The 25,340-nt window shown below is 71.7% G+C and carries 25 protein-coding genes; 13 read left to right on the forward strand and 12 right to left on the reverse strand.

The annotated features are described in order from the left end of the window. Nucleotides 1-123: 123 nt before the first annotated feature. Nucleotides 124-1,566, reverse strand: a complete 1,443-nt coding sequence (locus FB388_RS04660) for an alpha-L-fucosidase (protein WP_142097357.1) — start codon at nt 1,564-1,566, stop codon at nt 124-126. Nucleotides 1,567-1,708: 142 nt separating this feature from the next. Beyond that, entirely contained in the window at nt 1,709-2,389 is a 681-nt protein-coding gene (locus tag FB388_RS04665) for a FadR/GntR family transcriptional regulator (protein WP_142097360.1), read from the reverse strand. A 297-nt stretch (nt 2,390-2,686) separates the two neighbouring features. Between FB388_RS04665 and FB388_RS04670 the strand changes: the two genes are divergently transcribed. From FB388_RS04670 to FB388_RS04680, 3 genes are read left to right on the forward strand one after another with little or no spacing between them, the layout of a single operon-like run. Next, nucleotides 2,687-3,676, forward strand: a complete 990-nt coding sequence (locus FB388_RS04670; protein ID WP_142097363.1) for an ABC transporter permease — start codon at nt 2,687-2,689, stop codon at nt 3,674-3,676. Between the two features lie 22 nt (nt 3,677-3,698). Continuing rightward, entirely contained in the window at nt 3,699-4,670 is a 972-nt protein-coding gene (locus tag FB388_RS04675) for a carbohydrate ABC transporter permease (RefSeq protein ID WP_142097365.1), read from the forward strand. A 53-nt stretch (nt 4,671-4,723) separates the two neighbouring features. Continuing rightward, the gene (locus FB388_RS04680; RefSeq protein WP_170225468.1) at nt 4,724-6,367 is read left to right on the forward strand and encodes an extracellular solute-binding protein; all 1,644 of its coding nucleotides are present in this window, start codon (nt 4,724-4,726) and stop codon (nt 6,365-6,367) included. A 4-nt stretch (nt 6,368-6,371) separates the two neighbouring features. Here the strand turns inward: FB388_RS04680 and FB388_RS04685 are convergent, their stop codons facing one another. Then, entirely contained in the window at nt 6,372-7,211 is an 840-nt protein-coding gene (locus FB388_RS04685) for an alpha/beta fold hydrolase (protein ID WP_142097371.1), read from the reverse strand. Further along, nucleotides 7,208-8,443 carry an MFS transporter gene (locus tag FB388_RS04690; protein WP_142097373.1) on the reverse strand — a complete coding sequence of 412 codons (1,236 nt, stop codon included), beginning with the start codon at nt 8,441-8,443 and terminating at the stop codon, nt 7,208-7,210. The genes FB388_RS04685 and FB388_RS04690 overlap by 4 nt, the downstream gene beginning before the upstream one ends. Nucleotides 8,444-8,541: 98 nt before the next feature. Here FB388_RS04690 and FB388_RS04695 point away from each other — a divergent pair, with 98 nt between their 5' ends. Then, a complete protein-coding gene (locus FB388_RS04695; protein WP_142097376.1) occupies nt 8,542-9,114 on the forward strand; it encodes a TetR/AcrR family transcriptional regulator in 573 nt (190 codons plus the stop codon). 21 nt (nt 9,115-9,135) lie between these two features. Here FB388_RS04695 and FB388_RS04700 read toward each other — a convergent pair whose 3' ends face one another. Both FB388_RS04700 and FB388_RS04705 read right to left on the reverse strand, forming a co-directional pair. Continuing rightward, the gene (locus FB388_RS04700) at nt 9,136-10,344 is read right to left on the reverse strand and encodes a PQQ-dependent sugar dehydrogenase (RefSeq protein ID WP_142097379.1); all 1,209 of its coding nucleotides are present in this window, start codon (nt 10,342-10,344) and stop codon (nt 9,136-9,138) included. 4 nt (nt 10,345-10,348) lie between these two features. Continuing rightward, nucleotides 10,349-11,350, reverse strand: coding sequence for an aldo/keto reductase (locus tag FB388_RS04705; RefSeq protein ID WP_142097381.1), 1,002 nt, complete (start codon nt 11,348-11,350; stop codon nt 10,349-10,351). A 112-nt stretch (nt 11,351-11,462) separates the two neighbouring features. On the opposite strand from FB388_RS04705, the gene FB388_RS04710 reads away from it, so the two are divergent. Next, the gene (locus tag FB388_RS04710) at nt 11,463-12,170 is read left to right on the forward strand and encodes a TetR/AcrR family transcriptional regulator (protein ID WP_142102580.1); all 708 of its coding nucleotides are present in this window, start codon (nt 11,463-11,465) and stop codon (nt 12,168-12,170) included. Between the two features lie 35 nt (nt 12,171-12,205). On the opposite strand, the gene FB388_RS04715 is transcribed toward FB388_RS04710, so the two are convergent. The 3 genes from FB388_RS04715 to FB388_RS04725 all read right to left on the reverse strand — a co-directional run bounded on the left by FB388_RS04715 (nt 12,206) and on the right by FB388_RS04725 (nt 16,060). Further along, nucleotides 12,206-12,928: an SDR family oxidoreductase gene (locus tag FB388_RS04715; RefSeq protein WP_142097384.1), complete on the reverse strand. Its 723-nt coding sequence runs from the start codon at nt 12,926-12,928 to the stop codon at nt 12,206-12,208. A 91-nt stretch (nt 12,929-13,019) separates the two neighbouring features. Further along, nucleotides 13,020-13,844, reverse strand: coding sequence for a helix-turn-helix domain-containing protein (locus FB388_RS04720; RefSeq protein ID WP_142097387.1), 825 nt, complete (start codon nt 13,842-13,844; stop codon nt 13,020-13,022). A gap of 68 nt (nt 13,845-13,912) precedes the next feature. Further along, nucleotides 13,913-16,060, reverse strand: coding sequence for a 2Fe-2S iron-sulfur cluster-binding protein (locus FB388_RS04725; RefSeq protein ID WP_211361767.1), 2,148 nt, complete (start codon nt 16,058-16,060; stop codon nt 13,913-13,915). Between the two features lie 95 nt (nt 16,061-16,155). Here FB388_RS04725 and FB388_RS04730 point away from each other — a divergent pair, with 95 nt between their 5' ends. From FB388_RS04730 to FB388_RS04740, 3 genes are all read left to right on the forward strand, one after another. Then, a complete protein-coding gene (locus FB388_RS04730) occupies nt 16,156-16,776 on the forward strand; it encodes a TetR/AcrR family transcriptional regulator (protein ID WP_142097390.1) in 621 nt (206 codons plus the stop codon). Nucleotides 16,777-16,865: 89 nt separating this feature from the next. Next, a complete protein-coding gene (locus tag FB388_RS04735; protein WP_142097392.1) occupies nt 16,866-17,273 on the forward strand; it encodes a YciI family protein in 408 nt (135 codons plus the stop codon). A gap of 8 nt (nt 17,274-17,281) precedes the next feature. Continuing rightward, nucleotides 17,282-18,427, forward strand: coding sequence for an RNA polymerase sigma factor (locus tag FB388_RS04740; RefSeq protein ID WP_142102582.1), 1,146 nt, complete (start codon nt 17,282-17,284; stop codon nt 18,425-18,427). Between the two features lie 26 nt (nt 18,428-18,453). Here the strand turns inward: FB388_RS04740 and FB388_RS04745 are convergent, their stop codons facing one another. Continuing rightward, on the reverse strand, nt 18,454-19,188 hold the full coding sequence (locus FB388_RS04745) for an IclR family transcriptional regulator (RefSeq protein ID WP_142102583.1): 735 nt from the start codon (nt 19,186-19,188) through the stop codon (nt 18,454-18,456). Nucleotides 19,189-19,263: 75 nt separating this feature from the next. Here FB388_RS04745 and FB388_RS04750 point away from each other — a divergent pair, with 75 nt between their 5' ends. From FB388_RS04750 to dmpG, 3 genes are read left to right on the forward strand one after another with little or no spacing between them, the layout of a single operon-like run. Continuing rightward, the gene (locus tag FB388_RS04750; protein ID WP_142097395.1) at nt 19,264-20,061 is read left to right on the forward strand and encodes a 2-keto-4-pentenoate hydratase; all 798 of its coding nucleotides are present in this window, start codon (nt 19,264-19,266) and stop codon (nt 20,059-20,061) included. Beyond that, complete coding sequence (locus FB388_RS04755) at nt 20,058-20,999, forward strand: acetaldehyde dehydrogenase (acetylating) (protein ID WP_170225469.1); 942 nt, start codon at nt 20,058-20,060, stop codon at nt 20,997-20,999. The genes FB388_RS04750 and FB388_RS04755 overlap by 4 nt, the downstream gene beginning before the upstream one ends. Continuing rightward, entirely contained in the window at nt 20,996-22,027 is a 1,032-nt protein-coding gene (dmpG, locus tag FB388_RS04760; protein WP_246121611.1) for a 4-hydroxy-2-oxovalerate aldolase, read from the forward strand. Before FB388_RS04755 ends, dmpG begins: the two co-directional genes overlap by 4 nt. Before the next feature lie 74 nt (nt 22,028-22,101). Here the strand turns inward: dmpG and FB388_RS40185 are convergent, their stop codons facing one another. Together FB388_RS40185 and FB388_RS40190 are read right to left on the reverse strand one after the other, a co-directional pair. Then, a complete protein-coding gene (locus tag FB388_RS40185; RefSeq protein WP_246121613.1) occupies nt 22,102-22,764 on the reverse strand; it encodes an alpha/beta hydrolase family protein in 663 nt (220 codons plus the stop codon). Next, the gene (locus FB388_RS40190; RefSeq protein ID WP_246121615.1) at nt 22,719-23,114 is read right to left on the reverse strand and encodes an alpha/beta hydrolase family protein; all 396 of its coding nucleotides are present in this window, start codon (nt 23,112-23,114) and stop codon (nt 22,719-22,721) included. The genes FB388_RS40185 and FB388_RS40190 overlap by 46 nt, the downstream gene beginning before the upstream one ends. Before the next feature lie 553 nt (nt 23,115-23,667). Here FB388_RS40190 and FB388_RS04770 point away from each other — a divergent pair. Next, nucleotides 23,668-24,717 carry a medium chain dehydrogenase/reductase family protein gene (locus FB388_RS04770; RefSeq protein WP_142097398.1) on the forward strand — a complete coding sequence of 350 codons (1,050 nt, stop codon included), beginning with the start codon at nt 23,668-23,670 and terminating at the stop codon, nt 24,715-24,717. After that, nucleotides 24,714-25,334: a TetR/AcrR family transcriptional regulator gene (locus tag FB388_RS04775; RefSeq protein ID WP_211361768.1), complete on the forward strand. Its 621-nt coding sequence runs from the start codon at nt 24,714-24,716 to the stop codon at nt 25,332-25,334. The genes FB388_RS04770 and FB388_RS04775 overlap by 4 nt, the downstream gene beginning before the upstream one ends. The last annotated feature ends 6 nt before the right edge of the window (nt 25,335-25,340 follow it).

Below are 25,340 nucleotides of genomic sequence, written 5' to 3' on the forward strand. Positions count from 1 at the left end.
CCGGGCAAGAGCGCTGGCCACCCGTTGTCTCGTAGCAACTGGTGCCCGCCTGCGGACGACGCCCAGAGCCATCTCATGGCCAACCGGTGACTCGACCCCTTCTACGCGGGCGTCCACCTCGATTCAGAGCTGCAACGCGAGGCAGTGCGGGTAGCGCGTGGGCGGCTTCGCGGGCAGCGTGATCGTCACCTGCTCGGTGTTCTGCTCGAACGCGAGCTCACCGGCGCCGAGCAGCCGGACCGCGGAGACCCGTTCGTCCGGACCCAGGCTCTTGATCACCGCTCGTCCGTCGGCCGGCCACCGCATCTGGAACGCGTACAGCGTCTGATCCCGCTGCGTGAACCGGAAGTCCTCCGCGGTCCAGTCGACCGCGTCCTCGCGGAATCCCTCGATCGCGACCTGGCTGGGCCCTTCACCGCACGTCCGGAACGGCCTCGTGCCGTGGATCCCCTCGCCGCACGCGGCGATCCACCCCGCGAGCTCCTCGAGCAGGAACGTGCATTCCTCGTCGATCGAGCCGTCCGGCAGCTGGGGGATGTTGAGCAGCAGGTTCCCGTTCTTGGCGACGATGTCGATCAGGAGCTCGATGACGTGGCCGGGGGTCTTGTACTCCGCGCGGTCGTCGTAGAACCACTGGCCCACGCAGGTGTCGGTCTGCCAGACGAACGGCCTGGCGTCCGGCTCCTGGCTGCGCTCGATGTCGAGCACCCCGATCGCCTCCAGGTCCGGGCCACGCCCCTTCTGGTTGTAGACGGCCTGGTTCTCCCCGTCGTGACCGGCTGCGCTCGTGTTGTAGAGGTGGGAGACGGCCTGGAGACCCGGCTCGAACGCGCCGGCGCCGAACGGCAGCGGGCCGTCGGAGTAGAGCAGGTCGGGCCGGTAGCGGTCGACCATCTCGGTGACCAGGTCCAGCCACCTCCGGTGCCACCACGGGTCGGGTGCGTACCACGGTTCCTGCACAGCGGCGCCGCTCGAACGATCGCGCCCGACCGGACCCGGGAGGTACAGGTCCTCGAACTCGGGGTCGTTCCCGTCGTACGGCAACCCGGCGTACGGCCCCGTGGCGTCGGCCCCCTTGCTCCTGGCCATCCAGGTGTACGTCGCGCCGAGGTGCTCGGTGATCCCGAAGCGGAGGCCGCGCGCTCGGGCGGCATCGTGCCAGAGCCCGACGATGTCCTTTCGCGGTCCCATCGCGCCGGCGTTCCACCGGTGGATCGCGGAAGGGTAGTTGAGGAAGTGGTCGTGGTGGACGGCCTGCGCCACGAGATAGCGCGCGCCGGCTCGCGCGTACAGATCGGCCAGGGCGTCCGGATCGAAACGTTCCGCCTTCCACCGGGTGACGATGTCCTTGTACCCGGACTTCGACGGATGCCCGTAGTTGCGCCAGTGGTGCCGGTAGGCGTGCGTACCCGGGATGTACATGTTGCGGGCGTACCAATCGCCCTGCCGCGGCACGGACTGCGCACCCCAGTGCGACCAGATGCCGAGCTTCGCGTTGCGGAACCAGTCCGGGCAGCGGAACTGCTGCAGCGATTCGAACGTCGCCTCGTATGGGCCTCGGTGCATGTCTTCTCGCTTCCGCCCGCGGAGCCACTCCGTGCGATGTGGCCGGTTCTGAACCTACGAAGGAATGGGCGACCCCGCGTGGTGCCGGTGCGCCGACTACTGGTCCGTAATCACCGTCGTGCGCGGGACAGGTGGGTGGTGCTCAGTCCGGCAGGTGGTTGCGCAGCCATCGCTCGGTGTTGTGCACGTGCATGAGGGCGGCGGCCTGGGCGAGGGCGGGGTCTCCCACCGCGAGCGCTGCGTAGATCTCCTGGTGGTCGGCCAGCGTGCGCCACGTGGATTCGGCGTCGACCAGGCCGCGCCACACGCGGGAACGGATGGTTCGGCTCGAGATGCCCTCGAGCAGGGTGCTGAGTGTCTCGTTCCCGGTGGCGGCGATGACCTCGCGGTGGAAGGCCGCGTCGTGCCGGTTGAGCTGTTCCACGTCGTTCGCCGCCTCGTGCATCGCCTCGAGGTGGGCCTGGACCCGCAGCAGCTGGTCAGGGGTGATCCGGACGGCCGCGAGTGCCGTCGCCACCGGCTCGAACAGGCGGCGGACCTCCGTGAGCTCCAGCAGGTCGTCGGCGCGGATCAGCTCCACCGCGTGGCCGACGCCTTCGAGGAGTAGCCTCGGTTCGAGCGTCGTGACGTAGGTGCCGCTGCCGCGCCGCACCTCCAGTACGCGGGATGCCGCGAGGACCTGGACGGCCTCCCGGAGCAGGTTGCGTCCGACGCCCAACCGCGCGGCGAGCTGCTGTTCGGGGGGAAGCTTCGAACCGGGTTGGAGCTCGCCGGTACGGATCAGCTCCCGGATCTCGGCGATGACCTTCTCGGTCAGCGACATCGGCCCCCTCCTTCGGGTCTGGGCGCGTGCACCGTGCCCAGCAGCATGGTCGCGGCCTGCGAGACATCCCATGTGCTGGCCCGGGTCGCAGGGAGAGTGTGGCGCCCATCGACGCGAATGGCGAGTAATCGCAGGTGTACGCCTATGCCGCGCGGTGACACTGGACGCGTTCCAGCTCACAGTCTATAAAGTCATCCCATGACTGGGCGCTCTGGTTAGGCCGATCGGGCGCTCCCGAGTGACCTCGGCGGTGCTCGCGAGTTCCACGGCCGCGACGGCAGCGAAGGAGGTGCCGCGATGGTGTCAGGGGTCCCACTGGTCCCGGGGCCGACGGCAGGCGCGAAGGGTCCGCCGCGGCCGATCCGTCGGCAGAACGCGGGGTGGGCGGCGGCGCGCCGTTCCATCCGCCGCCGCTGGCAGCTCTACCTGCTGGTGATCGCCCCGCTGGCGTATTTCGCCGTGTTCAAGTACGTGCCGATGGTCAACGCGGTCATCGCGTTCAAGGAGTACAGCGTCGTCCGCGGCGTCTGGGGCAGTGAGTGGGTCGGCCTCGAGCACTTCCGGGCGTTCTTCGAGAACCCGGTGTTCTGGACGCTGGTGCGCAACACCTTCCTGCTCTCGGCGTATTTCCTGATCGCGAGCTTCCCCATACCGATCATCCTGGCGCTCGCGCTCAACGAGATACGGCAGGAGTTGTTCCGGCGCACCGTCCAGCTGGTCACCTATGCGCCGTACTTCATCTCGACCGTGGTGGTCGTGTCCATGACGATCCTGATCCTGTCCCCACGCATCGGCCTGGTGGACGAGACGATCGGATTTTTCGGGATCAGCTCGGTCGACTTCCTCGGCGACCCGGACTACTTCCGCCACATCTACGTCTGGAGCGACATCTGGCAGACCGCCGGCTACTCGGCCGTCGTCTACATGGCTGCACTGGCCGGGATCGACCCGTCCCTCTACGAAGCCGCGCGGGTGGACGGTGCCTCCCGACTGCAGAAGATCATCCACGTCGACCTGCCGGGGATCATGCCCACCGCGGTCATCGTGCTGATCCTCGGCGTCGGCAACATCATGGCCATCGGGTTCGAGAAGGCGTTCCTGTTCCAGAACCCGCTCAACCTGGGCCAGTCGGAGATCATCGCGACGTACGTCTACAAGACGGGACTCCTCAACGCCGACTTCAGCCGTGCGACGGCGGTCGGCCTGTTCAACTCGGCGATCAACCTTGTGCTGCTCGTCGCCGTCAACCGCGTCGCCAAGCGCGTGACCGGGAGCGGGCTGTGGTGACCGGGTACGAGAGGCGAGGCCGATGACGACTGATCAGATCCCCGGCCGAGGCGGGGCCCGCACCGAGGAGCGGGGTCCGCGTCCGGTCGCCTCGCGCCGGCGGGGGCCCGGACGCCGGATGCACGAGACCGGTGTCGACCGCGTCTTCCTGGCCATCGTCTACGTGCTCCTGCTGACGTTCCTCGCCGTGGTGCTCGTGCCGCTGCTCTACATCCTCGCCAGCTCGTTCAGCGACCCGGCCGCGGTCTCGTCCGGCCGGGTGCTGCTCTGGCCCGTCGACTTCACCCTCCGCGGCTACCAGGTCGTCCTCGGGGACGCGCAGATCCTCACCGGGTTCGCGAACTCCCTGTTCTACACGGTCGGGGGCACGCTGATCAGCGTCGCGCTCACGGTGGCGATCGCCTATCCGCTCTCGCGCACCGACTTCCCGGGCGGCAGCGTGATCACGCGGCTCGTCGTCTTCACGATGCTCTTCGCGGGCGGGGTCATCCCGACCTACCTCGTGGTGCAGTCGCTCGGAATGCTCGACACCCGCTGGGCACTGCTCCTGCCCCAGGCGGTGGGGGTGTGGCAGGTCATCATCGCGCGGACCTACTTCCGGTACTCGATTCCCCAGGAACTGGTCGAGGCCGCGGAAATGGACGGGGCGAGCGACCTGCGCGTGCTCTGGTCGATCGTCCTCCCGTTGGCGAAACCGATGCTCGCGGTCATCGCACTCATGTACGCGATCACGCAGTGGAACTCCTACTTCGACGCGCTGCTGTACCTCAAGAGCGACGACCTCTATCCGCTGCAGCTCATCCTGCGCAACATCCTCATCCTCAACCAGCAGGGCGGCGGTCTCGGCGACACCCAGGCGCTCGAGCACCAGCAGCTCGCCGACCTCCTGAAGTACTCGCTGATCGTGGTGTCAACGGTGCCGGTCCTGCTCATCTACCCGTTCGTCGCCCGCTATTTCACGAAGGGAATCATGATCGGCGCCGTCAAGGGCTGATGCCGTCGCGTCGTTCTCCGCTCCGCATTCATCTCATCGAAGAGGTGTCCACAGTGCTGCCCAGACTCCGCAGGCCGGCGTCCCTGCTCGCTGCCCTGACCATCGCCGTCGTGCCTTTGACCGCCTGCTCCACCGGAGGTCAGGCCGATGACGGGACGCTCACCGTCTTCATCCCGCAGCTGGCGGGGGTGGACATGTCCCAGAGCACGACCACCAAGGTCCTGCAGGAGAAGTTCGGCGTCACGATGCGTTTCGAGACGTCCACCTACGACGCCTCGGCGGCGAAGGAGAAACGGCAGATCTCGCTCGCGAGCGGTGATCTGCCGGACGTGTACATGCTGATTCCCTGGGTCGACCAGTTCAACCAGGTGGAGCTGCTGCGACTGGGCCGGCAGGGCATCGCCGTGCCGCTGAACGACCTGATCGAACAGCACGCGCCGAACATCAAGAAGGCGTTCGAGGAGACCCCGGAACTGCGCAGGCTCGCCACCGCGCCCGACGGCAAGATCTACGGGATGCCGCAGTGGAACGACTGCTTCCACTGCTCGTACGGCGCGAAGCTGTGGATGAACTCCGACTGGTTGCGGAAGGTCGGTCTGCCGATGCCGACCACCACGGAGGAGATGCGCGAGGTCCTGCGGGCGTTCAAGACCCGGGACCCGAACGGCAACGGGCAACCCGACGAGATCCCGCTGTCGGGCAGCACGTCCGACACGCTCCTGCCGTACTTCATGAACGCGTTCCTCTACGACCCGCAGTCGGGCAACGCCTTCCCCTCGACGCTCGCCCTGAACAACGGGCGGGTCCAGCTGCAGGCCGCCCAGCCAGGGTGGCGCGAAGGGCTGCGATACCTGGCGTCGCTCAACGCGGAGGGGCTGATCGACCCGGGCGCGTTCTCGCAGAACCGGGACGCGCTGATGGCCAAGGGTGACCTCGACGGCGCGCCCGTCGTCGGCGCCGCCACCGTCCAGCACCCGGCGCTCCTGGTCACCACCGGGCACCCGGACGGGCGCGACAAGCTGTACGACCCGGTGCCACCCCTGACCGGTCCCACCGGCGTGAGCTACGCCTCCTACAACCTCTCCACCCTCCCCGGGGCCACCTTCCTGATCACCGCCGAGGCCACCGAGGAGGAGCAGATCGCGGCGATCAAGATCCTCGACTGGTTCCACACCCAAGAGGGGAACATCATCGGCCAGTTCGGTGACGAGGGTGAGGGGTGGTTGCGACCCGGCCCCGGTGACGTCGCCCTCGACCCGAACCTGACCCCGGTGTTCGAGCAGGTGCCCACCGACCCCGAGGCCCCGCGGGACCCGGAGGGGCCGTGGGGTGCCGCGGCCGGCTACTACTCGACCGAGGAGTTCCGCAACGCCCAGGTGCAGTCCACCGACATCTACAGCCCGGAAGGCGGCGAGCGGCGCCTCTACGAGGCCACCAAGCTGTACGAGGGCAAGACGCCCCAGGACCAGGTGTTCCCGTACTGGAACGTCTGGGTCGAGCCCGACGTCGCAGGCGAGCTCGCCACGCTCCAGACGAACATCGAGAACCACGTCGCGCAGTCGAGCCTGCAGTTCGTCACCGGGCAGCTGGACGTCGACGACGACAGCGCGTGGAACGCCTACCTCGACGGCCTGCGCAACCTCGGACTGGACCGGTACCTGCAGATCCAACAGACCGGCTACGAGGCCGCCGGGTGACCCGTCAGGCCGGGCGCCCGCCCTCGGTGGCGCCGGTGCCCGGCCCCGACCCGGTGGTGATGCCGGCCAGGAGCTTCGCCGTGCCTTCCGGTGCCTCCACCGGGAAGTGGTGGCTGCCCAGGTCCACGAGCACGATGTCGAAGCGGTCCCCGTAGCGATCGATCGCTTCTCGCGCCGCCAGGTCGCGGATCGCGAACACGGTGATCGGCTGCTTCGTCTCGCGCAGCGCCGCGTCCATGTCCCAGTGCACGAGCCCCTCGATGGAACGCAGACCCGCGGGCTGCCGCACCGCGACCATCTTCTCGAAGTACGCGTCCTTCAGGGCTGGGTCGAACCCCGCGGGTGAGCCTCCCTCGACGAGGCCCCGCACCGCTGCGGCGAAGTCCCCGCGGAACATGCGCACCATCGCGTCGGTCTGTTCTGCGCTCTGCGCCGGGAACAGGGAGAGGTAGGTCAGCGAGTCGAGTGCGACCACGTGCGAGACCGTGCCTGGGAGGAGCCGGCCGACTTCGACGGCGACCGCCCCGCCGAGGGAGTGCCCCGCCACGACGGCGGTGTCCACCGACTCGGCCTCCAGCACCGCCGCCACGTCGCGAGCGAACTCCTCAATGGTCCAGACGTCCCGCGTCGATCGTGACTCGCCGTGTTCGGCGAGGTCGACCGCGAGGACGCGGTGGTCCTCGGGCAGGTGGTCGGTCACCGCGTCGAAGTCGCTGCGGTTGCACGCCCATCCGTGGATGAGGACCAGCGTCGGGCCTCCGGCCGGACCGCTGGCCGTGTACCGGATCGTCGTGTGTCCCGATCGCCGGATCTCGAGGTTCGCCTTGGGCCTTGCCGTGGTCATGCTGTCTCCTCGTTCGTGACGGCGCGGCGCTGCGCACGTACCTGGTTCAGGCGCAGGACGAACGCGGTGAAGGTGATCACCACGATCGCCAGCGCGTAGATCTCCGTGGCGGTCTCGAGCCCCAGGGCGGTGACGGCGACTCCGCCGAGCACGGCGGGCACGCTGTTCCCCAGGTAGCCGATGATGTTGGCCAGGGCGAAGACGGCGCTGCGCTCGTGCGGCTCGGCGATCCGGGCGAAGGTGCCGAACGTCGCCAGCACCGACGCGCCGAAGCCGAGACCCGCGACGACGGTGCCGACGGCGGCGAGCGGGCCCGATCCCCCCGCCGCCCCGGCGAGCGATACCAGGGTGCCGAGCCCGAGCAGCGCGGACGAGGGGGCCAGCAGCGAGGACGCGGGCCGGGAACGGAGCAGGAAGATCGCGAGCGCCCCGGTGCCCGTCAGCAGCGTGACGACGGCGCCGCCGACCAGGCGGTTGTCCTGGCCGAGCAACTCGGCGGCGAGGGACGGGCCGAGCGAGAGGTACATCCCGGCCAGTGCCCAGCCTGCGATCATCGCCGGCACCACCGGGACGATGTCCCCGCGCAGGTGCGCGGGCATCGCGACCCGTGGACGCAGGGAGGCGAGGGCGCCCGGTCGGCGCGGCGACGTCTCCGGCATGAGGGCGACGACCACCGCCGCCAGCACCATCCCGCCGAACAGCACTGCGTAGACCAGCCGGGTGGGGGCGGGACCGAACTCCACCAGCACTCCCGAGCCGAGCGCGCCGACGGCGAGCCCGGTCAGCGGGGCCACCGAGGTGACCACGCGGGCGAGCGGCGGTTCGAGATCGACGAGAGCGGCGCTCAGTGTGGTCGCCGCCGCCCCAGTCGCGATGCCCTGCAGCACCCTGGCCGCGGAGAGGACGACGACGTCGCCGGCGAGGGCGAACAGGACGAGGGCGACCAGCTCCAGTCCGATCGCCCCGGCGAGCACCGGCCGGCGACCGAGATGGTCCGACAGCGCCCCGACGACGAGCAGCGAGCCGAGCAGGCCCACCACGTAGAGGGCGAAGACGATGGTCAGCACCCACGCCGTGAACTGCCATTGCTGCTGGTACACGGCGTAGAGCGGGGACGGTGCGCCGGAGGCGGCCATGAAGAGGACGAAGACGGCGGCGACGTAGGGGAAGGCGCTCTTCGACGGCGCGCGGTGTGCACCGCCGACGGTGGAGGCGGCGGGTTGAACGGACATCCGACCTCGCAGTGATCGTTGCGTTAGTGGCTGTCACCGTACCTCAAACGCAGTGATCACTGCACTAAAAACGCAGCGATCAATGCGATACTGGTCATGTGCCCGCTGCGACCTCTTCCGCGCCCCACGCCGGTAGCCGCCCCGGCGGCCGGTCCGCCCGAGTCCGGGCGGCCGTCCACCGGGCCGTCGAGGAGCTGGTCGCCGAGGACGCCAACGACGCGCTGACGATCCCGGTCGTCGCCGCCCGCGCGGGCGTGCACGCCACCACGGTCTACCGCCGTTGGGGCTCCATCGGCGAACTGCTCGCCGACGTCACGACCAGCCGCTTCTCCGGCGGCATCGTGGTGCCGGACACCGGGAGCCTCCGCGGGGACCTGGAGCGCTACGCGTCCGATCTCGCCAAGGACCTCGGCGACCCGGACACCCTCGCCCTGGTTCGCGCGACCATCGGCACGGGCGGCGAGCAGGGCGCCGCAGCGTGTCTCGGAGAGCGCCAGCACCAGCTCGAGGCCATGCTCGAACGGGAACGGGCGCGGGGCAATCCGGCGCCGACCCTCGAACGCACGATGGACGCCGTGCTCGCTCCCCTCTACTACCGCGCCGTATTCACCGACCTGCCCCTCACCGCCGAATGGACACGCAGTCTCGTGTCGCACCTGCTGCCGGGCTGAACCCGGTGGAGCCCGGGCCGGTCACCGGGCGATCAGCTCGACACGGAGGATCCGGTCGTCGTCGGGACGGGGGTCGGTGCCTCCCCAGGTCGCCTCGTCGGTGTTGGAGGTGACGATCCACAGCGCCCCGTCCGGTGCGACCTCGACCGCGCGGATCCGTCCGTACCGGCCGATGAAGTGCGAGATCGGCTCGCCGGCAGGCCGGCCCGCGCTGACCGGGAGCTGCCAGAGCCGCTGCCCGGACAGGGCTCCCATCCACAGCGAGTCGCCGGCGAAGGCGATTCCGGACGGCGACGCCTCGTCCGGGTGCAGGGCGAAGATCGGCGGTTCGCCGGTGGACCCTTCGACGCCCTCGGTCTCGGGCCACCCGTAGTCCAGGCCGGGCCGTAGGACGTTGACCTCGTCCCAGGTGCGGTGGCCGAGCTCCGACGCGTACACCGTGCCGTCCGGCCCGAAGGCGATCCCCTGCACGTTGCGGTGCCCCAGCGAGAACACGGCGGTGCCGAGCGGGTTGCCGGCTGCCGGCGAGCCGTCCTGGCGGATCCGCAGCACCTTCCCGTTGTGCGAGCCCGGGTCGGGGGAGCGGCTGCCCTCGAACGCGTCGCCGGTGCCGATCCAGAGGTTGCCGTCCCGGTCGAAGACCAGCTTGCCGCCGTGGTGGCGGTCCGCCGTTCCGATCCCGTCCAGGACGGTCCGTCCGACGGTCATGGAGCGCAGGTCCTCGGCGATCTGCACGGCGACCACCCGGTTCGTCGGGCTGGCGGACGCGTAGGCGTACACGGTGCGGTCGACGGCGAAGTCCGGGGAGGCGGCGAGGCCCAGCAGGCCGCCCTCGGCGCTCTCGCTCACCCCCGGGACCGTGCCGACCCGCGACACCGGCCCGCCGCCCGGCGGGACGTGGCTGATGTCGCCGGAGTCGCGGCTCGACACCAGAGCCGACCCGTCGGGCAGGAACGTCAGCCCCCAGGGCATGCGCAGTCCCGAGGCCACCTCGGTGACCGCCCCCGGCCGCGGAACCTCGACGGGAGCGACGGGTTCTCGTGCTGCGGCCGTCACCGGTGGGACCACGGGGCTGACCGCGGGAGCGCTGTCGTCGTCGGGGTAGTTGCGGCTCGAGGCGCCGGTGCTGTCGGAGGGCGCCGAGCCGACGCCGGCGGGTGTGGCCGCACACCCCGCCGCGAGCGCGAGGGCGAGCAGCGCAGGCAAGGTCGAACGAGACGTCCTGGGCATCTCGTCACCGCTCGCTGTCGAGGACGGCCATCTGCTGCTCGGGGTAGCGCTCGCCGGCGGCAGCGCCGGCAGGCACGGCCGCCTCGATCGCGCCGAGGACGTCGTCGCCCAGTACGAGGTCGGCGGCGGCGAGGGACTCCTGCAGGCGGTCGCGTCGGCGGGCGCCGACGAGCGGCACGACGTCCGTGCCGCGGGAGGCCACCCACGCGATCGCGACCTGCGCGACGGTGGCCCCGATCGACTCCGCCACCGTGCGCAGGGCGTCGACGAGGGCGAGGTTGGCGGCCAGGTTCTCACCGCGGAAGCGGGGCACGTGGCCGCGGAAGTCGCCGCCGGTCAGGGCGCGGTCGGGGGTCCAGTGGCCGGACAGCAGGCCGCGGGAGAGCACCCCGTAGGCGGTGACGCCGATGCCGAGCTCGCGCGCGGTGGGCAGGATCTCGGCCTCGATGCCGCGGGTGAGCAGGGAGTACTCGATCTGCAGGTCGCTGATCGGGTGCACGGCGGCGGCCCGGCGCAGCGTTGCGGCGCCGACCTCGGAGAGCCCGATGTGGCGGACGTAGCCGGCCCGGACCATCTCGGCGATGGCGCCCACGGTGTCCTCGATCGGGACGTTCGGGTTGAGCCTGGTCGGGCGGTAGACGTCGACGTGGTCGGTGCCGAGCCTGCGCAGGGTGTACGCGAGGCGGTCCTTGACGGCGACGGGGTCGGTGTCGGGCGGGGCGGGCTGGAAGGCCCCGTCGGGGCTGCGCCTGCTGCCGAACTTGACGCTGATCACCACGTCGTCGCGGTCGCGCTGCCTGAGCGCGTCGCGGATCAGCATCTCGTTGTGGCCGGAGCCGTAGAAGTCCCCGGTGTCGATCAGGTTGATCCCGGCGTCGATCGCCGCGTGGATCGTGGCGATGCTCTCGGCCTCGTCGGCAGGGCCGTAGAGGTCGGACATACCCAGGGCGCCGAGTCCCAGTGCGGAGACCTCGGGGCCGTCCGTGCCCAGCTTGCGCGTGTCCATCGTCCTCGTCCTCCCGTCGAGCGGTCTGTTTCCGCTGCTAACCGAAGCACGTTTCCGCCGATAACGCAACCAGCGATAACAAAGATCTGTTATCGTCGGAAGCATGGACGCGATGGCGACCCGGGAGCGCATCGTCGAGGCGGCGGCCGAGCTGCTGGCCACGGGCGGGCGCGAGGCGGTGTCGACGCGGGCGGTGAGCGCCGCGGCGGGCGTGCAGGCGCCGACGATCTACCGCCTCTTCGGCGACAAGCAGGGTCTGCTCGACGCCGTCGCAGGCAACGGCATCGCCGAGTACCTGCACAGCAAGACCGTTCACGACCCGGACCCGGACCCGGTGGCTGACCTGCGGCGGGGCTGGGACCTGCACGTCGGCTTCGGGCTGGCGCACCCCGCGCTCTACGCGCTCGTCTTCGGGGAGCCGCGGCCGGGCGCCGAGTCCCCGGCCGAGCGCCAGTCCGCCGCCGTGCTCGCCGGCATCATCCGGCGCGTCGCCGAGGCCGGGCGCCTACGGGTGAGCGAGGAGCGGGCCGCGCACCTGGTGCACTCGACCGGGCGCGGCATCACGCTCACGCTGATCGGCATGGCTCCCGAGCAGCGCGATCCCGCCCTGTCCGAGTTCGCCCGGGAGTCGGTGATCACCACCATCACGACCGACGGGCCCGGCCGCACCGAGGCCGGTACCGGGCCCGTCGCCACGGCCGTCACGCTGCGGGCCCTCCTGCCGGAGCTGACGGTGCTCACCGACGCCGAGCGCGGGCTCCTGCGGGAGTGGCTCGACCGGGTCGCCGTCGGGGGCGGGGCTGCGCCCCGCGCCTCCTGACGCCCGCTACCGCGGCCCGTTCGAGGTGCTCGGTGTCATCGTTGCCGGGCGGGGCGGATGACGATCTCGTTGACGTCGACGTCGGCGGGTTGCGCGATCGCGTAGGCGATGGCGTCGGCGATCGCGCCTGCGGGGATGGTGTTGGCCCGGTAGGTTGCGATCCGGGCCTGGGTGGCGGGGTCGGTGATCGTCTCGGCGAGCTCGGACTCGACCACACCGGGCGAGATGGTGGTGACCCGGATGCTGGGGTCGGCCTCCTGGCGCAGTCCCTCCGAGATCGCCCACGCCGCGTGCTTGGTGGCGCTGTAGACAGCGGCGGTCGGCGACACGGCGTGGGCGGCGATGGAGGCGACCGTCACGAAGTGGCCACTGCCCTGCCGCTGGAAGTGCGGTAGCGCCGCGGCGATGCCGTGCAGCAGGCCGCGGACGTTGACGTCGATCATCCGGTCCCAATCGTCGACCAGCAGTGCGCTCAGCGGCGACAGCGGCATCACGCCCGCGTTGTTGACCACGACGTCGATCCGGCCGTGCGCGTTCACGGCCGCGTCGACGAACGCCGCCGTGTCGTGCCGGTCGGTGACGTCGAGCCGCCGCACGTCGGCGCTGCCGCCAGCGGCGCGGATCTTCTCCGCGACGGACGTGAGCCGGTCCTCGCGGCGCGCGCCGAGCACGACGTGGTGTCCGTCGGCGGCCAGCCGCAGCGCGGCGGCCTCGCCGATGCCGCTGCTCGCGCCGGTCACCGCAACAACTTTGCTCATCTCTCGTTCCTCCTCCGGTTCGGTCTCCAGGTTGGCGGGGACCGGGCCGGTTGAGGAGGCCGCGCACCTCCTGGGTGCGGCGCACCCAGGCTTACGCGAACGACTGCCGGGTGGCGGCGATGCTGCCCAGCAGTCTCAGGGCCTGTGCATCCGGCGATCCGGGCTCGGCGTGGTAGACGACGAGCTGCTGGCCGGGTGCCTCCCGGATGTCGAAGGTTTGCATGTGCACGGTGATCGCGCCGACGTCGCGGTGGGCGAACGTCTTGACCTCGGCGCTCTTGCCGCGGGCCTGGTTGCGGGCCCACAGCCGGCGGAACTCGGGGCTGGAGGTGTGCAGCTCCTCGACGATCGCGGCCGTCCGCGGGTCGTCGGGCATCGAGCCGGTGGACAGGCGGAACCCGGCCACGGTGTTGGCGGCGGCGTGCTGCCAGTCGGCGTAGAACGCCCGCGCGGCCGGGTCGCGGAAGATGTTGAGCAGCAGGTTGTCCGAGTAGGTGAACACGTCGTACAGCGCGGTGGCCAGGCGGTTGCGGGCCAGCACGTCGTAGCAGCGGCTGAGCACGACGGCTGGGGTGTCCGGCCAGCCGTCCATGAGCTGCCGCAGGTGCGGGGACGCCTGCTCGGGGCGGGCCGAGACCGGGCGGGGCGCTAGCCCGGCCAGCCGGAAGGCGTGCTGGCGGGCGTCGTCGTCGAGCCGCAGCGCTTCGGCCAGGGCGTCGAGGACCTGCGCCGACGGGTTGCGTTCGCGGCCCTGCTCCAGCCGGACGTAGTAGTCGACGCTCACCCCGCCCAGCAGTGCGACCTCCTCGCGGCGCAGTCCGGGCACCCGGCGCGCCCGACCGGCGGGCAGGCCCACGTCGTCCGGCCGCACCTCGCCCCGCCTGCTGCGGAGGAACTCACCCAGCTCCGAAGTCACCGTCTCACGGTAGCCCGCCGGGACTCCGCACGAAGCTCACTCGCGGGCACGAGGTGGGCGCCGTGGCGTCACGGCTCGGCGATGTCCAGGGTGACCTTCGACAGCGGGCAGCCAACGCACGTAAGGACGTACCCGTCGGCCTTCTGCTGCGGCGTCAGGCAGTTCGGCCCGGTCGTCGCGACCTCCCCGCCACGGAGCTTCACCATGCAGTCCCCGCAGTTGCCGACCGTGCACGAGTAGGGCATCGGCAGCCCCGCCGCGAGCCCGGCCTCGAGAAGCGTCTGGCCCGGCTCGACCACCACCGAGCCGACCTCGCGCGCCCCGTCCTCGACGACCATCTCCTGCGGCCCGGTGGCCGTGGCCGTCGGGTCCGCCCCGCTGGTGTAGCGCTCGTGGTGCACGCGGTCGTCCGGCACACCGAGCTCGGTCAGGACGCCCTTGACCGTGTCCATCAGCGCCTCGGGTCCGCACAGGTAGTACCGGGCGTCCCCGGCCGGCCGCAGCTCGGTGAGCCAGCCGCGCACGCCCGCGGCGTCGAGCCGTCCGCGCTCCTGCGTCAGGACGTGCGTGACCGACAACCGCTCCGGGTTCTCGTTCTCGAGCCGGAGGAGCTCGTCGGCGAATATGACCTCCTCCGCGCTGCGGTTGCTGTAGAGCAGCGCGATCCGCGCAGTCGTCGGAGCTGCCGCCAGGAGGGTGCGGATCATGCTCATCATCGGTGTGACACCGCTGCCCGCGGCGACCAGGACGACCTCGTGCGCCGCCACCGGGTCGACGTGGAACGCCCCGGACGGACCGCGCAGCGACAGCCGGTCACCCGCGCGCAGGTTCCGGTGGACGTGGGCCGAGAACCGGCCGCCTTCGACGTGCTTGACCGTGACCTCCAGCCGTGACGCCCCGGGCGCCGACGACGCGGAGTAGGCGCGCCGCACGGGTCGGCCGTCGATGTCCGCGACCAGCGTGAAGAACTGCCCGGCCCGGAAGTCGAAGGAGCCCGGGCCCTCGGCGTCCTCCAGCACGAGGGTGACCGCGCCGGGCGTCTCCCGGCGCACCTCGGCGATCCGCACCTCCCGCAGCGGGTTCTCCGCCGCGGGCCCCTTCAGCCGCCCACCGCGCCGCGAGCCGACCTCGACGTCCTCGTAGCCCTCCTTCCGCAGCCCGGACCGGTAGGCGCGATCGGTCACCAGCCGCAGCAGCCGGGCGATCCCGGGAATCCGCGCGACGACCTCGAGCACGCGACCGAGCAGGCCGTTCCCGGCTTCGGCCGTGTTCGCGGCAAGGTGGTCGCCGGCCAGCGCGATCAGGTCCGGCGCGCTGCCGGTACCGAGGTGCGCGTCCGCGCTCCACACCCGCGACCGCGTCACGGCGTCGCTGGCGGTGACCTCGGCGTGTTCGACGTCGATGAGCAGCGCCGCGTGCGGGGACGTCCCGCGCAACGCCATCGTCTCCAGCAACGCCGGATCGTCGGTGATCGAGCCCCGGCCCCTGACGTGGAGCACACCGGTCCGCCCCGGGACGAGGGCGGCGAACGAGAGCCGGTCGTCCTCGAGGAGGTTGCGGAGGCTGTCCGCGCGCTTGTTGCCCTTGCGGTCCGGGATGGCGAGCGTCCGGCCGTCGAGGATCCGCGCGACGGTCGGCCGGTCCCCGCGCGGACTGGTGTCGCTGCCACCCGTGCCGTCCCAGGTGGACAGGGCGAGGAACGGGGCGGCGGCGAGGAACTCGGCGACGCCGGGTCCGCGCAGCGGGCCCTCGCCCTTCACCTCGGGCGCGGGCTCGGAGGGAGCGGGTGGCTGCCACAGGCGCGAGCGGATGACGGCCTGCGCGCAGTGCACGTACGCCTCCTCGACGTCGACGAACGTCTCGGCACCCTTCCGCCTGGCCACGGAACCGTTGACGCGCAACGTCTCCCCGACGCCCGGCAGGAGGAAGACGAACGACACCGGGCCGTGCGCCTCGCCATCGGGCAGGGTGAACGACATCGACGTCGGCGAGTGGACGCGCACGAATCCCGGCCTGCCGCCGACGAACGTGGTGCGGCTGACCCCATCGGCATCGCGGTAGCCGAAACCCGCGAGCGGGCAGTGCGCCAGTACGGTCCGGCAGCCCTCGTCGAGGGCGGCGACCTGCTTGAGCATGATCATCGACGGCGGGCGGCCGAGTGCCGCCTCGACCTCGTCGACCGTCGTCATGCGGTGGAGTGCGCTCGAACGCACCATCAGGAGACCGTATTGTTTCCGCAGCTCATGCGACTATTGTGAGCATTAGCTCAGGTATTTGCTACTCGCTTTTGCCGCCCCGGAGGAGGACCAGGATGCCGTCGGCGAACCGCCGCTTGGAGCCACGTCGGAGGCCGCGGCAGGTCCGCGCCGAGCTCACGCGTGAGCGCATCCTCACCGCGGCTGCTCACGTTTTCGCCGAGCACGGCTACGCGGGCGGCACCACCAACCGCATCGCCGCGCGCGCCCGCATCTCCATCGGCTCGCTGTACCAGTACTTCCCGAACAAGGACGCCATCCTCGCCGAGCTCCTGATCCAGCACATCGACCGCGGCACCTGGACCGCCGCCGACGAGCTCGACCTGTCGCCCGGGACGCTGGAGGCGACGGTCCGCGCGCTCGTCCGCGACGCGATCGACAACCACCGCGATGACCCCCAGCTGCTCCGGGTGATGATCGAGGAGGCGCCGGTCTCCCAGGAGCTGCTCGACACGATCGACCGGCACGGGAAGCTGCGCACGGCCCAGGTCCGCGACGTCATCGTCCGGCACCCCGACATCCGCGTGGGCGACCCCGACGTCGCCGCGGAGCTCATCCTGTTCACCGTGGAGGTGAACACCCACAAGTTCATGGCCGCCCCGCGGACCATTCCCGTCGAGACGTTCGAGAACGAGCTGGTCGCCATGGTGACCCGCTACCTGCGCGGGGATCGGTGAGCACCGCGGCCGGCCGACCTCCACCGGGGTGGACGGCACGCCGCGACCGGGACCGAGTTGGATCGCACCCAGCAGCGAGGAGGAACCCGATGGCCAAGTACCTGCTTCTCAAGCACTACCGCGGCGCTCCGGCGGCCGTGAACGACGTGCCCATGGACCAGTGGACGCCGGAGGAGATCACCGCGCACGTGCGGTACATGGACGACTTCGCGGCCCGGCTCCAGGAGAGCGGCGAGTTCGTCGAACACCAGGCGCTCACCCCCGGGGGTACGTTCGTCCGGTACGACGGCGAGGGGCGACCGCCGGTCACCGACGGCCCGTTCGCCGAGACCAAGGACCTCATCGCCGGGTGGACGGTGATCGACGTCGACAGCTACGAGCGCGCCCTCGAGCTGGCCGGGGAGCTGTCGGCGGCCCCGGGGGCGGGCGGGAAGCCGATCCACGAGTGGCTCGAGGTTCGCCCGTTCTACCCGGCGCCGTTCACCATCACGGAGTGACCTCTCGGGTGGACGAAGTCCTGCTGCGGAGCCTCACGCCGAGCGTGCTCGGCATCCTCGTCCGACGCGGAGCCGACTTCGCGGCGGCCGAGGACGCGGTGCAGGACGCGCTGGTCGAGGCGATCCGCGTCTGGCCGGCCGACCCGCCACGGGACCCGAAGGCCTGGCTGGTCACCGTGGCCTGGCGGAAGTTCCTCGACGCGACCCGGACCGAAGCCGCCCGCCGCAGGCGTGAGGACCTCGTCGACGAGGAGCCTGCGCCCGGGCCCGCCACCGCGGTGGACGACACGCTCCAGCTGTACTTCCTGTGCGCCCACCCGTCGCTGACGCCGTCGTCCGCGGTCGCGCTCACGCTGCGCGCCGTCGGCGGGCTGACCACCCGCCAGATCGCCCAGGCCTACCTGGTGCCCGAGGCGACGATGGCGCAGCGCATCAGCCGGGCCAAGCGCACCGTCGCGAGCGTGCGGTTCGACCAGCCCGGCGACGTCGCCACCGTCCTGCGCGTCCTGTACCTGGTCTTCAACGAGGGCTACTCCGGCGACGTCGACCTCGCCGCAGAGGCCATCCGGCTCACCCGGCAGCTCGCCGCCGCGATCGACCACCCCGAGGTGGCGGGGCTGCTCGCCCTCATGCTGCTCCACAACGCCCGGCGCGCCAGCCGGACCGCTCCCGACGGCAGCCTCGTGCCGCTCGCCGAGCAGGACCGCAGCCGCTGGGACACCGCGTCGATCGCCGAGGGCGTCGAGATCCTGCAGGCGGCCCTCGCCCGCGACCGGTTGGGCGAGTTCCAGGCCCAGGCCGCCATCGCGGCCCTCCACGCCGACGCGCCCACCGCCGAGGAGACCGACTGGGTGCAGATCGTCGAGTGGTACGACGAGCTCGCGCGCCTGACCGACAGCCCGGTCGTGCGGCTCAACCGCGCGGTGGCGGTCGGCGAGGCCGAGGGACCGCGCGCCGGGCTGGCGGCACTCGCGGCGCTGGACGACTCGCTGCCCCGCCACACCGCGGTGGCGGCGTACCTCCACGAGCGCGACGGCGATCTGGAGAGGGCGGCGCGGCTGTACGTCGAGGCGGCCGAGAAGGCGCCCAACCTCGCCGAGCGCGCCCACCTGACGCGCCAGGCCGCTCGGCTCAACGCCCGCCTGCGTCGCTGAGCGGCAGCGGCAGGTCGGCGCCGGACTCAGGGGTAGGTGGTGGGGCGGAGTGCGCGGGAGATCCCCAGCGCGGCGGTGCGTACCGCGGGGGCCAGGCGGTGGGGGTGGAGCCGGTTGGCCCATCCGGTGATCGACAGGGCGGCGACGGCGTGGCCGCCGGTGTCGAGTACGGGGGCTGCGACGCAGGCGATCCCCCGTGCGGACTCCTCGTGTTCCTCGGCGATGCCGGTGCGGCGGATCGTTTCGAGCTCGGCGCGCAGGAGGCCGGGGGCGATCACGGTGCGGGGGGTGCGGCGCTGCAGACCGGCGGCGATGACGGTCGCCAGGCGCTCGGGTGGGCCGAAGGCGAGCAGCGCTTTCCCGACGCCGGTGCAGTGGGCGGGCATGCGTCCGCCGAGGCGGGACGGGATCTCGGGGCTGCCGCTGACGGTGAGTTTCTGGACGTAGACGACGTCGGTGCCGTCGAGGACGGCGAGGTGGACGGTCTCGCGGGTGGCCTCGAACAGGTCGGCGAGGAACGGTGCGGCGACGTCCAGGAGGTCGCGCTGGCGGGGCACGAGCTGGCCGAGCTCGAACAGGCGCAGACCGAGCCGCCAGGTGCCGGTGTCGGTGCGCTCGACGACGCCCCAACCGGCGAGCTCGCCGAGGAGGCGGTGGGCGGTGGGTTTGGCGATCGCGGTGCGGCGGCACAGTTCGGCCAGGCCGAGCTCGCCGTCGCCGGGGCGGAACGCGGTGAGCAGGGTGAACGCCCGCCCCACCATCGACAGCACCGGACCGTTCCGCTCCACGGAATGCACGGCTCCATCGTGGCGGGGTCGCGGTGCGAGAGTCCAGGCATGACTTCAGCGAGCACGATCGACGCCGGGGTGCGCGCGGCGGCGGAGCGGTTGCGCGACGCGCAGCGCACGCGGGTGCCCTGCCCGCCGGTGCGCGACCTCCTGCCGGACACGTCGGTGGCCACCGCGTACGCCGTGCAGGAGCTGCTGACGCGTGCCCGGGTGCTGGACGGCGGGCGGGTCGCCGGTCGCAAGATCGGGCTCACGTCGCCTGCGGTGCAGGCCCAGTTGGGGGTGGACCAACCCGACTTCGGGGTGCTCTTCGAGGACATGGCCTGCTCGCAGGACCGGCCCATCGACCGCGGTCGCCTGCTGCAGCCGCGGATCGAGGCCGAGATCGCGTTCGTGCTCGCCGCCGATCTCGACGGTGACGTGGACGTGGCTGCAGCGCGGGCGGCGGTGGGCGAGGTGGTGCCGGCGTTGGAGATCGTCGACAGCCGGATAGCGGGCTGGGACATCACGTTCGTCGACACGGTCGCGGACAACGCCTCCAGCGGGCTCTACGTCCTCGGGGACAGCACCGGGCCGCTGGGCGATCGGGACCTGACCACGGTCGAGATGACCATGACCCGGGCGGACGGGAGCATGGCGAGCACCGGCTCGGGCGCGGCCTGCCTGGGGGATCCGGTCAACGCGCTGGTGTGGCTGGCCCGCACCGCGGCCGCGCTGGGTGCGCCGCTGCGCGCGGGTGACGTCGTGCTGTCCGGCGCGCTCGGCCCGATGGTGCCGGTCGGGCCGGGTGACGCGTTCGCCGCGGAGCTGTCCGGCCTGGGCACGGTACGGGCGAGCTTCACGTGAGCCGGACCAAGGTGGCGATCATCGGGTCGGGCAACATCGGCTCCGACCTGATGCTGAAGGTGCTCCGGCTGTCGCAGACCCTGGAGATGGGCGCGATGGTCGGGATCGACCCCGGCTCCGACGGGCTGGCGCGGGCGCGCCGGCTGGGCATCCCGGCCACCGCCGACGGCGTGGACGGGCTGGTCGCGATGCCCGGGTTCGACGAGATCGGGATCGTGTTCGACGCGACCTCGGCGAAGGCCCACGTCGCCAACGCGGCGAGGCTCGAGCCGCACGGGAAGGTCCTGGTGGACCTCACCCCGGCGGCGATCGGCCCGTTCGTGGTGCCGGCGGTCAACCTGGACGAGCACGCCGGCGCGCGCAACGTCAACATGGTGACCTGCGGCGGGCAGGCCACGATCCCCGTGGTGGCGGCGGTGTCGCGGGTTGCACGCGTGCGCTACGCCGAGATCGTCGCCTCGATCGCATCGAGGTCCGCCGGTCCGGGGACCCGGGCGAACATCGACGAGTTCACCGAGACCACCGCGCGGGCCATCGAGGTGGTCGGGGGAGCGGACCGCGGCAAGGCGATCATCGTGCTGAACCCGGCCGAGCCGCCGATGATCATGCGGGACACGGTGCTGTGCCTGGTCGACGGTGGCGAGCCGGACGCGATCCGGGCGAGTGTCGTGGGCATGGTCGCCGAGGTGGCCCGGTACGTGCCCGGCTACCGGCTCAAGCAGGCCGTGCAGGTCACCCCGGTCCCGGCGGACGAGCCGCTCGACACCCTGATCGGGCGGGGCGGACCGCGGCCGGTGTGGCAGGTGACGGTGTTCCTCGAGGTCGAGGGCGCCGCCCACTACCTGCCGGCCTACGCCGGGAACCTGGACATCATGACGTCGGCCGCGCTGCGCACCGGCGAGCTGCTCGCCGCCCGACCCGTGGGAGCCGCGCTGTGAGCACCCCGACGACCACCACCGCGCTCTACGTCCAGGACGTGACCCTGCGGGACGGGATGCACGCCATCCGCCACCGCCTGCACCCCGACCAGGTCCGCAGGATCGCCGCGGCGCTGGACGCGGCCGGGGTGGACGCGATCGAGGTCTCCCACGGCGACGGCCTCGCCGGCGCGAGCCTGACGTACGGGCCGGGCAGCAACACCGACGGCGAGTGGATCGCCGCGGCCGCCGACGTGGTGCAGAAGGCGCGCCTGACCACGCTGCTGCTGCCGGGCATCGGCGCGGTCGCCGACCTGCGCGGGGCCCACGAGCTCGGGGTGCGTTCGGTGCGGATCGCGACCCACTGCACCGAGGCGGACATCGCCGCCCAGCACATCGCCACCGCCCGCGAGCTGGACATGGACGTGGCCGGGTTCCTCATGCTGTCCCACATGGCCCCGCCCGCCGAGCTGGCGAAGCAGGCCAAGCTGATGGAGGAGGCCGGGGCGCACTGCGTGTACGTCACCGACTCCGGTGGCCGGCTGACCATGACCGACGTGCGCGACCGCGTCCGCGCCTACCGCGACGTGCTCGACGCAGGCACCCAGATCGGCATCCACGCCCACGAGAACCTGTCGCTGTCGGTGGCGAACTCCGTCGTGGCCGTCGAGGAGGGCGTCACCCGCGTCGACGCATCGCTCGCCGGGCAGGGCGCAGGCGCAGGCAACTGCCCGATCGAGGCCTTCGTCGCGGTCGCGAACCTGCACGGCTGGGAGCACGGCTGCGACCTGTTCGCCCTGCAGGACGCCGCCGACGACCTCGTCCGCCCGCTGCAGGACCGCCCCGTCCGGGTCGACCGCGAGACCCTCACCCTCGGCTACGCCGGCGCTTACTCCAGCTTCCTGCGCCACGCCGAACGCGCCGCCGCCGACCACGGCCTCGACGCCCGCGACGTCCTGCTCGAGGTCGGGAGGCGCCGCCTGGTCGGCGGCCAGGAAGACATGATCGTCGACGTCGCCCTCGACATGGCCAACTCGTCCGCCGGGTAGCGCTGCGGTCGGCGGCGCAGCCCGTGATGGCCGAAGCCGGCCGCGGGCTCGCCGACGCGCAGGATCGTCACGGATCACTTCGCCCGGCCGCCGAGGTGCTCGGCGAAGTGCTGCTCGATCGCGCGGTACAGGCGGAACTGGTTCTCGGGGTTGTCGAAGCCGTGGCCCTCGTCCTCCGCGACGATGTACTCGACCGGTACGCCGCGGTCCCGGAGGGACTCGACGATGTCGTCGGACTCGGCCTGCACCACGCGGACGTCGTTGGCGCCCTGCGCGACCAGCAGCGGGGTGCGGATCCGGCCGGCCATGGTGATGGGTGAGCGGGCCATCATGTCCGCCTCCTGGGCGGGGTCCTCCGGGTCGCCGACGTAGCGGTACCAGCTGTTGGTGTTGTAGGGCCTGGTGAGCGCCGGCAGGGTGCGCACGAAGTTCGCCAGGTTCGAGATGCCCACGTAGTCCACCGCGGCGGCGAAGCGGTCCGGGGTGACCGTGACGCCGACGAGCGCGGCGTAACCGCCGTATGAGCCACCGAAGATGCCGATGCGGCCCGCGTCGGCGTAGCCCTGCGCCACCGCCCAGTCGGCGGCGTCGAGCAGGTCGTCGTGCATCTTCCCGGCGAACTCGCCGATCGCGGCGGTGGTGTGCCGTCTCCCGTAGCCCGTCGAGCCGCGGAAGTTGACCTGCAGGACCGCTAGCCGCGGTTGGCCAGGAACTGCGCCTGCGGGCTGTAGCCCCACGTGTCGTGGGTCCACGGTCCGCCGTGCACCAGCAGCACCATGGGCAGGTCCCGCGGCTCGACGTCGACGGGCAGCGTGAGGAACGCGTGCAGCGGCAGCCCGTCGCGGGCCGGGAAGTGGACCGCCGTCATCGGGGCCAGGTCCGCCGGGTCCAGGCGTGGGTACGCGCGGAACAGCAGCCGGCGCTCTCCCGTGTCGTGGTCGTAGAACCAGGTCACCGCCGGGTCGCGGTCGTGGATGAACGTCGCGACCCGCCGCCGCTCCGACTCGTCCGACGACAGCGTGCCCAGCACGCCGTCGGAGAGCTTCGACAGTTCGGCGTAGACCTCGGCGAAGTGCGGGTCCAGCACCTCGATGCGAGGCCGGTCCCCAGCACGCTCCCGGGCGCCGACGCCAGCGGGTCGGCGCCGAACACGCGTGCGCCCGGCGGCATCGGCGTCAGGTCGACCGCCGGCGCGTCCGGCGCGTCCAGGTCCACCCGGTGGAGGTGCCAGTCCTCGTTGCCGTCGGTGTCCTGCAGGTACAGCAGCCAGCGCGGGTCGTCGGTCCAGTAGTAGGTCGTGATACCGCGCCGGGCGTCGTGCGTGACGCACACCGCGTCCTCGTGCCCCTGCTCGATCCCGCGCACCCACACGTTGCGCCGCCCGTACTCCGGTGCCAGGTAGGCGATCCTCGTCCCGTCCGGCGAGATCGACGGGACGGCGAACTCCGGGTCGGCGAAGAGCTCCTCGACGTCGATCGAGCGGGGGAGCGGTCCTCGACTCGGTACTGCGGTCATCCAGGCTCCGATCAGGGGTCGCCGTCAGCTTACACGTGAAAACTTATGCGGATTAGCCTTGCGCTCGGGAAGGAAACGCGCGTAACCTTACGTCTGTAAGCACAGCGACCGGAACGGGGCCAGCCGTGGACCACACCACCGTCACCACGCACACCACCGAGATCGTCCTGCCGGGGAAGGTCGAGCCGAGCGGCCTGCAGGTGCGCCGCCGCGACCTGCCCGCTCCGGCAGCGGGCCAGGTCGTCCTGCGGATGGACGCCACCGGGGTCTCGTTCGCCGAGCAGCAGATGCGCCGCGGCAAGTACTACGACCAGCCCGCGTTCCCGTTCGTGCCCGGATACGACGTCGTCGGCACCGTGACCGCCACCGGTCCCGGGGTGGACCCGACCCTGGTCGGGCACCGGTTCGCGGCGACGACCAAGATCGGGGGCTGGGCGTCCCACCAGCTGCTCGACGCCGCCGACCTGGTGCCCGTGCCCGACGGCGTGGACTCCGCCGACGCCGAGACCGTGGTGGTCAACGGGATCACCGCCTGGCAGATGCTGCACCGGACCGCCCGGGTCCGCACCGGGGCGACCATCGTGGTGCTCGGTGCCAACGGTGGCGTCGGGAGCACGCTGGTGCAGCTGGCCCGCCACGCCGGGATCACCGTGATCGGCACCGCGTCGAGCCGTCACCACGCGGCGGTGCGTGAGCTGGGCGCGATCCCGGTCGACTACCGCGACCCGCAGATGTACCAGCGGATCCGGGAGCTCGCCCCGGACGGGGTGGATGCGGTGTTCGACCACGTCGGCGGCGCCGGGATCGTCGAGTCGTGGCGGCTGCTGCGCCGCGGCGGGACGCTGGTGTCCTACGGCACCGCGGCCACCAAGGACGAGGACGGCAACTCCCAGCTCCCCGTCCTGAAGCTGTTCGCGCGGCTGATGGTGTGGAACCTGCTGCCCAACGGCCGGTCCGCGAGCTTCTACAACTTCTGGGCCGGCCGCCGGCGGCGCGTGGACGCCTTCCGGGCCCGACTGCGTGAGGACCTCACCAACGTGCTGCAGCTACTGGCCGACGGCGTCCTCACCGCGCAGGTCGCCGCACGGTTCCCGCTGTCGCAGGCCGCGTCCGCCCTCGCGCTGGCCGAGTCGCGCACCGTCACCGGCAAGGTCGTCATCGTCCCGGACGCGTGACCGTCGTGGCAGCCACCCGCCGCGCCCGCGTCCGGCCGAGGAGCCGCCGGGGAGAAGGGCGGCTGCTGCGCACCGAGATCCTGGCCGCCGCGGCCGAACTGCTCGACGCGAGCGGTGACGAACGGGCGGTGACCCTCCGGGCCGTTGCCCGCCGGGTCGGGATCTCCGCCCCTTCGATCTACCCGCACTTCCCAGATCGGCCGGCGATCGTGCTGGCCGTCGTCCGGCAGGGTTTCGTCGAGCTCGCCGACCGGATCCACGCGGCCGCCGACACAGCAGGCGAGGATCCCCACCTCCGGCTGGTCGCCGCCTGCCGCGCGTACATCGACTTCGCACGCAGCCATCCCGAGCGGTACCGCGCGATGTTCACGGGCGCCCACGACGCGGAGGATCCGGCCGCCCTCGTCGCCGAGGCGGTGCTGCTCCTCACCGTGACCCTGACCGACTGCGTCGCGGCCGGCCGGTCGACCAGCGCCGACCCGGGCGCCGACGCGATCTCGCTCTGGGTCGGCCTGCACGGTCTCGCCCACCAGTACGCCGTCGCCACGTCGTTCCCCTGGCCGACGGACATCGTCCACCGGATCACCGCACCCCTGTCCCGCCTCGTCGTCATCTGACGCCGA

This window comes from Pseudonocardia cypriaca, from assembly GCF_006717045.1.
Lineage (GTDB): Bacteria > Actinomycetota > Actinomycetes > Mycobacteriales > Pseudonocardiaceae > Pseudonocardia > Pseudonocardia cypriaca.

What these genes read in the sequence shown, in the direction of transcription:
- FB388_RS04660 (WP_142097357.1), bottom strand. Translation starts at nt 1,566, where the DNA reads ATGCACCGAGGCCCATACGAGGCGACGTTCGAATCGCTGCAGCAGTTC.
- FB388_RS04665 (WP_142097360.1), bottom strand. Translation starts at nt 2,389, where the DNA reads ATGTCGCTGACCGAGAAGGTCATCGCCGAGATCCGGGAGCTGATCCGT.
- FB388_RS04670 (WP_142097363.1), top strand. Translation starts at nt 2,687, where the DNA reads ATGGTGTCAGGGGTCCCACTGGTCCCGGGGCCGACGGCAGGCGCGAAG.
- FB388_RS04675 (WP_142097365.1), top strand. Translation starts at nt 3,699, where the DNA reads ATGACGACTGATCAGATCCCCGGCCGAGGCGGGGCCCGCACCGAGGAG.
- FB388_RS04685 (WP_142097371.1), bottom strand. Translation starts at nt 7,211, where the DNA reads ATGACCACGGCAAGGCCCAAGGCGAACCTCGAGATCCGGCGATCGGGA.
- FB388_RS04690 (WP_142097373.1), bottom strand. Translation starts at nt 8,443, where the DNA reads ATGTCCGTTCAACCCGCCGCCTCCACCGTCGGCGGTGCACACCGCGCG.
- FB388_RS04700 (WP_142097379.1), bottom strand. Translation starts at nt 10,344, where the DNA reads ATGCCCAGGACGTCTCGTTCGACCTTGCCTGCGCTGCTCGCCCTCGCG.
- FB388_RS04705 (WP_142097381.1), bottom strand. Translation starts at nt 11,350, where the DNA reads ATGGACACGCGCAAGCTGGGCACGGACGGCCCCGAGGTCTCCGCACTG.
- FB388_RS04710 (WP_142102580.1), top strand. Translation starts at nt 11,463, where the DNA reads ATGGCGACCCGGGAGCGCATCGTCGAGGCGGCGGCCGAGCTGCTGGCC.
- FB388_RS04715 (WP_142097384.1), bottom strand. Translation starts at nt 12,928, where the DNA reads ATGAGCAAAGTTGTTGCGGTGACCGGCGCGAGCAGCGGCATCGGCGAG.
- FB388_RS04725 (WP_211361767.1), bottom strand. Translation starts at nt 16,060, where the DNA reads ATGGTGCGTTCGAGCGCACTCCACCGCATGACGACGGTCGACGAGGTC.
- FB388_RS04730 (WP_142097390.1), top strand. Translation starts at nt 16,156, where the DNA reads ATGCCGTCGGCGAACCGCCGCTTGGAGCCACGTCGGAGGCCGCGGCAG.
- FB388_RS04735 (WP_142097392.1), top strand. Translation starts at nt 16,866, where the DNA reads ATGGCCAAGTACCTGCTTCTCAAGCACTACCGCGGCGCTCCGGCGGCC.
- FB388_RS04745 (WP_142102583.1), bottom strand. Translation starts at nt 19,188, where the DNA reads ATGGTGGGGCGGGCGTTCACCCTGCTCACCGCGTTCCGCCCCGGCGAC.
- FB388_RS04750 (WP_142097395.1), top strand. Translation starts at nt 19,264, where the DNA reads ATGACTTCAGCGAGCACGATCGACGCCGGGGTGCGCGCGGCGGCGGAG.